This window comes from Bacteroides sp. BFG-637, from assembly GCF_024793605.1.
Lineage (GTDB): Bacteria > Bacteroidota > Bacteroidia > Bacteroidales > Bacteroidaceae > Bacteroides > Bacteroides vicugnae.
In genome coordinates, this window is sequence record NZ_JANUPD010000002.1 from 6283546 (window position 1) to 6296736 (window position 13191).

4 protein-coding genes, 2 tRNA genes, 3 rRNA genes and 1 pseudogene are annotated in these 13191 nt (G+C 42.3%); 2 read left to right on the forward strand and 8 right to left on the reverse strand.

Going from position 1 to position 13191, the window contains the following annotated elements; genetic code table 11:
• Positions 1-6 precede the first annotated feature (6 nt).
• From leuC to NXX38_RS24710, 8 genes are all read right to left on the reverse strand, one after another.
• Positions 7-1401 (reverse strand): 3-isopropylmalate dehydratase large subunit, encoded by a 1395-nt coding sequence (leuC, locus tag NXX38_RS24675; protein WP_148364592.1) that lies wholly within the window; start codon positions 1399-1401, stop codon positions 7-9.
• An 81-nt stretch (positions 1402-1482) separates the two neighbouring features.
• On the reverse strand, positions 1483-2979 hold the full coding sequence (locus tag NXX38_RS24680) for a 2-isopropylmalate synthase (protein ID WP_004301125.1): 1497 nt from the start codon (positions 2977-2979) through the stop codon (positions 1483-1485).
• A gap of 402 nt (positions 2980-3381) precedes the next feature.
• Entirely contained in the window at positions 3382-3615 is a 234-nt protein-coding gene (locus NXX38_RS24685) for a hypothetical protein (protein WP_148364591.1), read from the reverse strand.
• 122 nt (positions 3616-3737) lie between these two features.
• A 5S ribosomal RNA gene (gene rrf, locus NXX38_RS24690) occupies positions 3738-3848 on the reverse strand.
• 77 nt (positions 3849-3925) lie between these two features.
• Positions 3926-6805 (reverse strand): 23S ribosomal RNA (locus NXX38_RS24695).
• Positions 6806-6964: 159 nt separating this feature from the next.
• Positions 6965-7038 (reverse strand) — tRNA-Ala (locus tag NXX38_RS24700).
• A gap of 58 nt (positions 7039-7096) precedes the next feature.
• Positions 7097-7173, reverse strand: a tRNA-Ile gene (locus NXX38_RS24705).
• Between the two features lie 208 nt (positions 7174-7381).
• Positions 7382-8905, reverse strand: a 16S ribosomal RNA gene (locus NXX38_RS24710).
• Together the 16S, 23S and 5S rRNA genes with 2 tRNA genes alongside form the textbook arrangement of a ribosomal RNA operon.
• Before the next feature lie 1371 nt (positions 8906-10276).
• Here NXX38_RS24710 and NXX38_RS24715 point away from each other — a divergent pair.
• Positions 10277-11427 (forward strand): annotated as a pseudogene (locus tag NXX38_RS24715) (ISAs1 family transposase).
• Positions 11428-11997: 570 nt separating this feature from the next.
• Positions 11998-13104 (forward strand): AAA family ATPase, encoded by a 1107-nt coding sequence (locus NXX38_RS24720; protein ID WP_148365021.1) that lies wholly within the window; start codon positions 11998-12000, stop codon positions 13102-13104.
• Positions 13105-13191: the final 87 nt, after the last annotated feature.

The window sequence follows — 13191 nt, forward strand, 5'->3', positions numbered from 1 at the left end:
GTAAAATCAAATCAGTTTTCTCGGATCGGTAATCACACCAGTCACCGCCGCAGCAGCAGCTACCAGCGGACTAGCCAGCAAAGTGCGTGCACCGGGTCCCTGACGTCCTTCAAAATTACGGTTACTGGTAGATACCGAATACTTTCCGGCAGGAATCTTATCATCGTTCATTGCCAGACAAGCAGAACATCCCGGCTGACGGATAGCAAATCCGGCTTCCGTCAATATCTTGTCGATTCCTTCCTTACGGATCTGTGCGTCTACCATCCATGAACCCGGAACTAGCCATGCAATAACATTCTCCGCTTTCTTACGACCTTTCACGATGGAAGCAAATGCACGGAAATCCTCAATACGACCGTTTGTACAAGCCCCAAGGAATACATAATCAATCTTCTTACCCAACAAAGATTCACCCGGTTGGAATCCCATATACTCCATTGATTTCTTGAACGAAACCTGTGCAGCTTCACTCATTCCTTCCATGGTAGGAATGTGTTGTGTGATTCCCATACCCATACCCGGATTCGTTCCATAAGTAATCATCGGTTCAATATCAGCCGCTTCGAAACGGACTTCTTTATCAAACACGGCATCATCATCACTCTTCAATGTCTTCCAATAAGCCAAAGCCTTGTCCCATGCTTCGCCTTGCGGAGCATTTTCACGTCCTTTGATATATTCAAAAGTCACTTCATCCGGAGCAACCATCCCACCACGTGCACCCATTTCAATCGAAAGGTTGCAAAGGGTAAGACGTCCCTCCATTGTCAGATTGCGGATAGCCGAACCTGCATATTCCACGAAGTAACCTGTAGCACCACTGGTAGTCATCTTAGACATCATATACAGAGCCACATCCTTTGCAGTCACCCCTTTGCCCAGTTCACCGTCTACAGTGATACGCATTGTTTTCGGTCTCGACTGGAGAATACATTGTGAAGCCAGCACCATTTCCACCTCGCTCGTTCCGATACCGAAAGCAATCGCTCCCATTGCACCATGAGTAGAAGTGTGAGAGTCACCGCAAACAATCGTCATTCCCGGCAAGGTCAAACCACGTTCGGGGCCTACCACATGGATAATACCATTCTTCGGATGCATCATGCCGTAGTGCGTCAGACCGAAATCCTTCGCGTTTTTTGTCAGAGTATCCACCTGCGTTTTAGAGACCGGATCTTCAATCTCCTTATCCTGATCGTGTGTCGGTGTATTATGGTCAGGCATACAAAACACCTTTTCCGGACGCAACACTCCGATTCCACGTTCACGCAATCCCGCAAAAGCCTGCGGACTAGTCACTTCGTGACAATATAACCGATCAATATAAAGCTGTGTAGGGCCATCTTCCACAGTAGTCACCACGTGGGCATCCCATATCTTATCAAATAATGTATTCATCTGTTTATTTACTATTTTACTAATTACTATTTACTCTTTCAATCAATCTCTGTAATACCAAACCGACTGTCAATCTCTTTTTTACGATTTGAATTTGTTGATACAGTCGATGTAGGCTTCTACCGAAGCAGCAATAATATCTGTGTTGGCACCAAAACCATAATAAATCTGGTTATCATATTCTACCTGCATGTGCACTTTACCTACATCATCACTTCCCTTACTGATAGCCTGAATAGTAAACTCTTTCAGAGTCATGTGCCGTTCTACAATCTTTTTCAATGCTTTGATAGCAGCATCTACCGGACCATTACCACTGGCACAAGCTTCAAACTTCTCACCGGCAATATTCAATCCCAAACTGGCTACCGAACGAACACCGACACCACTCGTCACCTGCAAGTAATCCAGTTTGATACGATGGTTCTGGCTACGGTCTGCACCTGCCAATACTAAAATATCATCATCATTAATATCTTTCTTCTTATCAGCCAACTTCAGGAACTCATCATATACCTTATCCAGTTTTTCCTGATCCAAATTCACTCCCAATATAGAAAGACGATTTTTCAATGCTGCACGTCCGCTGCGGGCAGTCAATACGATAGAGTTGTCATCAATACCCACATCATGCGGATCGATAATCTCATACGTCTGTACATTTTTCAATACGCCATCCTGATGGATACCTGAAGAGTGTGCGAAAGCGTTACGTCCAACGATTGCTTTATTAGGCTGTACCGGCATATTCATCAGGCTGGATACCATACGGCTGGTCGGATAAATCTTCTGCGTATTGATATTGGTCTGGATATCAATTTCGTGATGGCTCTTGATAATCATGGCGATTTCTTCGAGAGCAGTATTTCCTGCACGTTCGCCAATACCGTTGATGGTAACTTCCACCTGACGCGCACCGTTCAAGACACCAGCTATCGTATTGGCAGTAGCCATACCCAAGTCATTGTGACAGTGAGTAGAAAGTATGGCATTATCAATGCCGTCTACATGGTCAACCAGGTATTTTATCTTGGCGCCATATTCTGAAGGCAAGCAGTAACCTGTTGTATCAGGGATATTCACTACGGTAGCTCCAGCCTTGATGACAGCTTCCACCACACGTGCCAGATATTCGTTATCCGTACGGCCTGCGTCTTCTGCATAAAATTCCACATCGTCTACAAAACGGCGGGCATATTTCACAGCAGCTACTGCACGTTCGATAATCTCTTCACGATTCGAATTGAATTTATATTTAATGTGCGAATCAGAAGTACCGATACCAGTGTGAATACGTTTATGTTTAGCAAATTTCAGTGCATCTACGGCTACATCAATATCTTTTTGAACTGCGCGGGTCAAAGCACAGATAGTAGGCCAAGTCACCGCTTTTGAAATCTCAATTACTGAATTAAAATCTCCCGGGCTCGAAATGGGGAATCCGGCTTCAATCACGTCTACTCCCAACGCTTCCAATGCCTTTGCTACCTGAATCTTTTCTACTGTATTCAACTGGCATCCCGGAACCTGTTCACCATCTCTAAGAGTGGTATCAAAAATAAATAACCTATTGTCCATATTCTTATGTATATTATATAATTATTAGCATTAAAAAAAGCCTTTCACACTTGGAAGTGAGAAAGGCTTTCGTATATTTTCATTTATACACATTTACGCGCAGCACTCACTTCCACTAACCTTTGATAGTAGAATAATAATACCGCATAGTAGAATATGTATAAACATCTGATTCATTTCTTGTCTCTTTTATTAGTTTGACGGTGCAAAGGTATGGATTATTTCTTTACCACCAAATAATACGTTACTTTTTTATCGAAAAAAATATCATTTCATAAGTTAAAGCCGATTATTAGCAAAAATATATCACGAATAAAGCGATATATTCATTAAACGAAAAGAGGGAGTAGAATGTTTGAACCATTCTCTCCCTCTCCTTCTTTATTGTTCTAAATCAATAGATTACTTCTTATCGCAACATTCTTTCTTTTCTGCGCAATCAGCTTTTTTATCGCAAGCAGTAGCACAAGAGTCCTTAGCCTGGCAGCAAGAATCAGATTCAACAACAGCTTCCACTGTTTCTACAGTTGTTTCTTCACCTTCAGAAGCAGCGTTAGTAGTTTTGTTACCAGTACAAGACATCATTGCAAAAGAAAATGTTACTGCTACAGCAGCCAAAAATAATTTAGTTTTCATACCTTTTAAATTTGCTTTAAACGTTTAATAAAATAATTGTCAGTCGCAAATATAGCACTTTTTTCGCAAAGTACCAAAACAGAAAGCCCCTTGACTCAAAATGAATCAAGGGGCTTCTTCAAAAACGGCGGCTACCTACTCTCCCACTGTTACGCAGTACCATTGGCGTGACGAGGCTTAACTTCTCTGTTCGGAATGGGAAGAGGTGGAACCCTCGTGCTATAACCACCTGAATAAGGTTATGACATGATGAAAAGTAAAATCCTAGTGTCTAGCAAGCTAAACGTATATACCCAACCGGTACATGTTTGAAAGAAAGTGAACGGGCAATTAGTAATGCTCGGCTTTGATGTTACCACCTTTACACCTGCATCCTATCAACGTCATCGTCTTTGACGACCCTAAGAAATCTAATCTTGTGGCTGGCTTCGTACTTAGATGCTTTCAGCACTTATCCAATCCCGACTTAGATACCCAGCAATGCACCTGGCGGCACAACTGGTAAACCAGCGGTCAGTCCAACACGGTCCTCTCGTACTAGTGTCAGAGCCACGCAAATTTCATACGCCCACGATAGATAGAGACCGAACTGTCTCACGACGTTCTGAACCCAGCTCGCGTGCCACTTTAATGGGCGAACAGCCCAACCCTTGGGACCTTCTCCAGCCCCAGGATGTGACGAGCCGACATCGAGGTGCCAAACCCCTCCGTCGATATGAGCTCTTGGGAGGGATCAGCCTGTTATCCCCGGAGTACCTTTTATCCTTTGAGCGATGTCCCTTCCATACGGAAACACCGGATCACTATGCTCTAGTTTCCTACCTGATCGACTTGTCTGTCTCCCAGTCAAGCGCCCTTATGCCATTACACTCTACGGACGGTTACCAATCGTCCTGAGGGCACCTTTAGAAGCCTCCGTTACACTTTTGGAGGCGACCACCCCAGTCAAACTACCCACCAAACAGTGTCCTCGCAGCAGCGAGTTAGAACTCAAATAATCAAAGGGCCGTATTTCAACAGCGACTCCACAAATACTGGCGTACCTGCTTCAAAGTCTCCGGCCTATCCTACACATCAATTACCCAAATTCAATGTTAAGCTATAGTAAAGGTTCACGGGGTCTTTTCGTCCCATCGCGGGTAATCGGCATCTTCACCGATACTACAATTTCACTGAGCTCACGGTTGAGACAGTGTCCAGATCATTACACCATTCGTGCAGGTCGGAACTTACCCGACAAGGAATTTCGCTACCTTAGGACCGTTATAGTTACGGCCGCCGTTTACTGGGGCTTCAATTCAATGCTTCTCTTGCGATGACATCTCCTCTTAACCTTCCAGCACCGGGCAGGTGTCAGGCTGTATACGTAATCTTTCAATTTAGCACAGCCCTGTGTTTTTGTTAAACAGTTGCCTGGACCTATTCTCTGCGCCCAACTCTCGTTGGGACCCTTTATCCCGAAGTTACAGGGTCAATTTGCCTAGTTCCTTAACCGTGAATCACTCAAGCGCCTTAGTATATTCAACCCGACTACGTGTGTCCGTTTGCGGTACGGGTACCTTAAAGATTAAGTTTAGCGGATTTTCTTGGGAGTATGTTTACACGCACTATTACCTTGTTCCGAAGAACGCGGTATACTATCAGGTTCGACTCTTATCCTGGATTTGCCTGGGATAATCAACATCTACACCCTTCAACGGACTATTCCGTCAGTCCGCGACGCTATCACTCCTCCGTCTCCACGTCACTCTTTAAGGTAGTACAGGAATATTAACCTGTTCTGCCATCGGCCTCACCGTTCGGCTGAGCCTTAGGACCCGACTAACCCTGATCCGATTAGCGTTGATCAGGAAACCTTAGTCTTTCGGCGAGGGGGTTTCTCACCCCCTTTATCGTTACTTATACCTACATTTGCTTTTCCACACGCTCCAGCAAAGCTCACGCTTCACCTTCGACGCGGAGTGGAATGCTCCCCTACCGATCCTTACGGATCCCATAGCTTCGGTAAATTGCTTGATGCCCGATTATTATCCACGCCAAACTCCTCGACTAGTGAGCTGTTACGCACTCTTTAAATGAATGGCTGCTTCCAAGCCAACATCCTAGCTGTCTTAGCAATCTGACTTCGTTAGTTCAACTTAGCAATTATTTCGGGACCTTAGCTGATGGTCTGGATTCTTCTCCTTTAGGACATGGACCTTAGCACCCATGCCCTCACTCCTGGGATCGAACTACTGCGCATTCGGAGTTTATCAAGACTTGATAGGCGGTGAAGCCCTCGCATCTTATCAGTCGCTCTACCTCACAGTAGTAATTCCCAAGGCTGCACCTAAATGCATTTCGGGGAGTACGAGCTATCTCCAAGTTTGATTAGCCTTTCACCCCCACCCTCAGTTCATCCGGAAGCTTTTCAACGCTTATCGGTTCGGTCCTCCAGTTAGTGTTACCTAACCTTCAACCTGACCAAGGGTAGATCACTTGGTTTCGCGTCTACTCCTTCCGACTAATCGCCCTGTTCAGACTCGCTTTCGCTTCGGCTTCATGTCTTGAGACACTTAACCTTGCCGGAAAAAGTAACTCGTAGGTTCATTATGCAAAAGGCACGCCGTCACTGCTTACGCAGCTCCGACCGCTTGTAGGCGCACGGTTTCAGGGACTATTTCACTCTTCTATTCGAAGTGCTTTTCACCTTTCCTTCACAGTACTGGTTCGCTATCGGTCTCTCGGGAGTATTTAGCCTTACCGGATGGTCCCGGCAGATTCACGCAAGATTTCTCGTGTCCCGCGCTACTCAGGATACCACTACGCTTCGTTTCACTTCGTATACCGGACTATCACCGTCTATGGTCCCATTTTCCAAAGGGTTCTACTCATGAAATGTCTTGCGATGTCGTGGTCCTACAACCCCAATATTGCCGTAACAACATTGGTTTGGGCTAATCCCCGTTCGCTCGCCACTACTAGGGGAATCATTATTATTTTCTTTTCCTACAGGTACTAAGATGTTTCAGTTCCCTGCGTTAGCTTCCATCTAGGATGGATGACATTCCTTCAGAATGCCGGGTTGTCCCATTCGGAAATCTTCGGATCAAAGGTTATTTGCACCTGCCCGAAGCTTATCGCAGCTTATCACGTCCTTCATCGCCTCCGAGAGCCAAGGCATCCGCCATGCGCCCTTGCTTACTTTCTTTCAAACGTTTTATTCGTGTACTGGTATTGGTATGGGAATTGCTTCCTTCTATCAATATTGCGTACTCGAACACGTACGGTTTGATATATACTTTTAGCTCTTACTAAAATTTTACTTTTTGTACATCATGTCAAAGATCGTTTCTCTTTTCAGAGATCGTGGAGAATAACGGATTCGAACCGTTGACCCTCTGCGTGCAAGGCAGATGCTCTAGCCAGCTGAGCTAATCCCCCAAGAGGTTATCAAGAATTGCTGCATTCCGCTGACGCGTCATTCCTTCGTTCTTGAGCTTGGTAGTCCCAGGCAGAGTTGAACTGCCGACCTCTACATTATCAGTGTAGCGCTCTAACCAACTGAGCTATAGGACTAGTTCAACCTTGTCTACCTGTATGTTAGACTCGGCTTCTTTTTTCTCTTGTTTATCTCTATCTATACTTCTATAGATGGTTGATCTATATATTATAAATAAACAAGTACCAGTAGTACAAAAAACAGAACCTTTAAAGTCACTTTTTTTTACGATGTTGTATTTTACATTATTCATGCAGAATTACATCGTTTACGGCATCACTCCAGAAAGGAGGTGTTCCAGCCGCACCTTCCGGTACGGCTACCTTGTTACGACTTAGCCCCAATTACCAGTTTTACCCTAGGACGCTCCTTGCGGTTACGTACTTCAGGTACCCCCGGCTTTCATGGCTTGACGGGCGGTGTGTACAAGGCCCGGGAACGTATTCACCGCGCCATGGCTGATGCGCGATTACTAGCGAATCCAGCTTCACGAAGTCGGGTTGCAGACTTCGATCCGAACTGAGAGAGGTTTTGGGATTAGCATCCTGTCACCAGGTAGCTGCCTTCTGTACCCCCCATTGTAACACGTGTGTAGCCCCGGACGTAAGGGCCGTGCTGATTTGACGTCATCCCCACCTTCCTCACATCTTACGACGGCAGTCTCTCCAGAGTCCTCAGCATGACCTGTTAGTAACTGAAGATAAGGGTTGCGCTCGTTATGGCACTTAAGCCGACACCTCACGGCACGAGCTGACGACAACCATGCAGCACCTTCACATTTGCCTTGCGGCTATATAGTTTCCTACATATTCAAATGCAATTTAAGCCCGGGTAAGGTTCCTCGCGTATCATCGAATTAAACCACATGTTCCTCCGCTTGTGCGGGCCCCCGTCAATTCCTTTGAGTTTCACCGTTGCCGGCGTACTCCCCAGGTGGAATACTTAATGCTTTCGCTTGGCCGCTTACTGTATATCGCAAACAGCGAGTATTCATCGTTTACTGTGTGGACTACCAGGGTATCTAATCCTGTTTGATACCCACACTTTCGAGCATCAGTGTCAGTGACAGTCTAGTGAGCTGCCTTCGCAATCGGAGTTCTTCGTGATATCTAAGCATTTCACCGCTACACCACGAATTCCGCCCACCTCTACTGTACTCAAGACTGCCAGTTTCAACTGCAATTTTACGGTTGAGCCGCAAACTTTCACAACTGACTTAACAATCCACCTACGCTCCCTTTAAACCCAATAAATCCGGATAACGCTCGGATCCTCCGTATTACCGCGGCTGCTGGCACGGAGTTAGCCGATCCTTATTCATATGGTACATACAAAATTCCACACGTGGAAAACTTTATTCCCATATAAAAGAAGTTTACGACCCATAGAGCCTTCATCCTTCACGCTACTTGGCTGGTTCAGGCTCGCGCCCATTGACCAATATTCCTCACTGCTGCCTCCCGTAGGAGTTTGGACCGTGTCTCAGTTCCAATGTGGGGGACCTTCCTCTCAGAACCCCTATCCATCGTAGTCTTGGTGGGCCGTTACCCCGCCAACAAACTAATGGAACGCATCCCCATCGATAACCGAAATTCTTTAATATCAATCTCATGCGGGATTGATATGCTATCGGATATTAATCTTTCTTTCGAAAGGCTATCCCCGAGTTATCGGCAGGTTGGATACGTGTTACTCACCCGTGCGCCGGTCGCCATCTCTTCTATTGCTAGAAAAATGCTGCCCCTCGACTTGCATGTGTTAAGCCTGTAGCTAGCGTTCATCCTGAGCCAGGATCAAACTCTTCATTGTAAAAGTATTTTTATCATCAGTTAAGATGATTTTTTTGCTCTGTTCAGGACGCCGTAATTTTATTGACCTTATTCAAATACCTGTTAGTCTTAATTGTATCGCTACTTCATAAGACAAGTATTGACGGTTCTATTTTTACTTGTACTACTTGTATTGTTTATCAATATTTCAAAGAACTTGTTGCTTTCGTTTTAAAAGCGGGTGCAAAGGTAAGGGCTTTATTTTTAACTACCAAACTTTTTCGGAAGTTTTTTTTCAGTTTTTCTTTTTACTTTATTTTCTCTGGCTCTCTATGCGAAAGGGAAAGAATGTATGAAAGAAGAACTCGCCGGTTTTCTTTGCGAATCGGACTGCAAAGATAAGAACTTTATTCAGTATAATCCAAACTTTTTCGGAAGTTTTTTGTTCTTTTCTTTAAGGGGGATTCCGCTTTTTCACTAAGTCAATTTTTCAAGGCTTTCTTCTCTTGGAAAGCGGGTGCAAAAGTAGCCCCTTTTGGTATACAATCCAAATATATCAAACTATTTTTTCTAATTATTTTTGAATACATTTGCTAAAGTGCTGAAGCAGAACGATGTTGTAGAACATATTTTTTAAGTACGGGTGGGGTGTGTACGGAAACAACGAGAGAGCTACACATTATCATATCACACGCGGGCGCGTAAGTGCACCGGGGATCAATTTGCGTTAGGGGGGCAATTAAAGAATCAGGTCATAAATATAAGAGGAAAGAAAGATAGATATAAGAGATAGTGGTTTTATAGCGAGTTCCGTTTCTAAGTTTGATTCATTAATATGATACTTGTATGAGAATGATGCGTAGAATCTTCGATCTTACTGAAAAAGGATTTTTCTTTTTCATTTCTCATATTCTCATAACATGCACAATAATCTTTTGTAAATCAAGAATATAATACTATGAGAAATAAAATACAAAACGGCATTTCTCATAGTATGACACGCATTTTGTACATAAAACAACCTGTTTCTCATAACTTATCAAGGCATTTCTCATAGTATTTTGACTATTTATCCTATAAATTCTCAAGCTGGATTCCGGGCTAAAGATCAAGTTGAATACCAGACTACACACCGCTTTACAATATATTATCAGTGCTTGTTGGAAGTATATAGAGCAGACATTAGCATATTTTCCTACCGGCATCTGTATTGTTGCACTCCAGTGAACAGGTCTGTGCACTAAAGTGGAAAGAACCGTTCACTAGAGTGGAACAGGGCAGACGCATTATATTTTTTACTATCCCACTCCTGTTTTCATTCTATTTATATGATTGATTATTAACTTATTAATTCTTTCTTATTTCGACTATTTTCCTTATCTTTATAAGATATTATAAAACATAAACTAACATGAAAATAGGGATAATTGACCTTTGTAAACAAATAGAAGATCCTAGAATGAACCGTAAAAAAGTCCATAAAATGGAAACCATCGTCTATATATCCATTGCTGCTGTAATTTGTGGTGCCCAATCCTGGAATGAGATTGAGGAATTTGGCAATGCCAAAATTGCTTTTTTCAAAAGTCGCATACCTAATCTGGAGTTCATCCCCAGCCATGATACTTTTAATAGATTCTTTAGCATCATAAAGCCCGAATATTTTGAGTTGATCTTCCGTAATTGGGTCAAACAAGTCTGTCAGGAGGTGAAAGGGGTTATAGCTATAGATGGCAAACTTATGCGTGGTCCAAGTAAATGTGACGGAGAACATACGACGGGAAAGGAAGGATTCAAATTATGGATGGTTTCCGCATGGTCCGCTGCCAATGGAATTTCTTTAGGACAAGTGAAGGTGGATGATAAAAGTAATGAAATTACCGCTATTCCATTGTTACTAAACTCTTTGGATCTCAATGATTGCATTGTCACAATTGACGCGATGGGCTGCCAGACAGATATAACACGGACCATCATTGAGCGTGACGCAAATTATATTATAGCTATAAAGGATAACAAGAAGAAAAACTATCAACTGGCCAAACAGATCATTGACGATTATCAGGATAAAGACGAAATAATCAATAGAGTCACCAGGCATGTGTCCCAAAATACCGGACATGGAAGGATAGAGACAAGAACTTGTACTGTAGTTAGTTATGGACCTATAATGGAAAAAATGTTTAAAAAGAAACTTGTGGGACTGAAGTCTGTTGTTGGGATAAAATCGGAAAGAACAATAGTGGCAACAGGAGAATATACACAAGAGGTAAGATACTATGTAACTTCAATGGATAATACCAAACCGGACGAAATTTCCTCTGCCATCAGACAGCATTGGTCTATTGAAAATAATCTGCATTGGCAACTGGATGTTACCTTTCGAGAAGACTATAGTAAAAGGTCAAAAATGCAGCCAGAAACTTTTCCGCAGCAACAAAAATGGCACTTACTATCCTGAAGAAGGATAAAACAACTAAAGGAAGTATGAATCTAAAAAGGCTAAAAGCTGGGTGGGATGAAAAATATTTATCAAAACTTTTACAGGATAATGATTTTTAATGCGTCTGCCCTGTAGAGTGGAATGATTTGTTCACTGGAGTGCAACGATACAGATAGTAGCAGGAAAAAACGGCTATGATTAAGGAAAAACATGAAGATACAAGGTGAATGATACACAGAAAAGCAGTAAACAATAGGAAGTTGATTAATAAACGGCATAAGGAAAGGAATAATCATAAATCCGGAGAGAGTCCAGAAAAAGCCACAGCCATCATGCATGAGAAATGAGCTAAACAGATAAAAGCAGTATGAGAATAAGAGGAGAAATGATTGGAAACCTATGAGAAATGCATCATTTTTAAGGAGAAATGAGGGAAATACTATGAGAAATACCACTTTATCTTTTATTTCTCATAGTATTATATTATTGATTTACAAGCCGTTATCATATCACCTATGAGAACATGAGAAATGAATATGAAAAAACACTTGCAGAAGGCAGGATTTCTCTTTGATATAAATACAAGAAACTATCCACACCTATGTTTTTCGAGAAAATGATAAATCGGATCAGTTCATATCATGGATTTATTTCGTACCTTTGCCACTCGATTTATATAAAAAGAAAAAATGAGTAAAGAATACACACTCGCAGATTTCACAGATATTTTTGATTACTCCACAGGATGGTTCAGCGACAGTAGCATTTGTAGTCTATTCTATCAGATATTCAAACGATTCCCTTCCATGAAAATGGTGAAATATAAAGTAAACCAGGATTTTCTGAAAGAAATCAAGGAACTTTATCAGCAAGATGACGCGTTCGATATATTCGAGCATGTGTACTGCAATCATTTTGAAAATGAAAAAGAAGAAGAGGAGGAAGAAGAAGACAATACAGGTACAAAAGAGTTATACGACTGTATCGTTATCTGCAAAAAGAATTTAATGATCGGCTATTTTGATAATTGCGTAAAGATTGTCTATTCCAATATCGACGAAGAGGAAATCAATCATCTCAATCAGATTTGCGAAAATCACAAGAAGGAAAATGAGAAACTTAACAATCTATTTATAGTAACATACTCTCATAACTACTTCAGCCTGAAACAATCGCAAGTCAATGAACCTGCTATTCAGATTGATCGTCACTATAACGATGATTTTGTTCCCGTAGCTGCCGAAATCGAACACTTCCTGCTAGAGGACAACAAAAGCGGATTAATCATTTTGCATGGGAAACAAGGTACTGGAAAAACTACTTATATCCGCCATCTCATTAATCTTGGTAAAAAAAGAATGATTTATATGAGTGGGGATCTGGTAGATAAACTTTCGGATCCGAGCTTTATCACTTTTATCCGCCAACAAAAGAACTCTATCTTCATCGTAGAAGATTGCGAAGAACTATTATCAAGCCGCAACGGAGGCAACCGTATGAATGCCGGATTAGTCAACATACTGAATATCAGCGACGGACTGTTGAGCGATGAATTGTGTATCAAATTTATCTGCACCTTTAATGCTCCACTAAAAGATATCGACGAAGCATTGCTTAGAAAGGGACGCTTGGCTGCCCGATATGAATTTAAAGACCTGACCACTGATAAGGTTAACCAACTGATTAAGGAAGAAAGTCTGGATATTCCCGAACAAACACATCCCATGACACTGGCTGAAATCTATAATTACGAAGGAATGGATTTCTCCTTGGGAAGAAAACGGGTAGGATTCTAAAATATTCTCCGGAATAGAATTGCCAGAGAAAAAACAGGCAATTATTATTATGAAATATAAGTATATAAATTTTATCTGCAGCCGGAC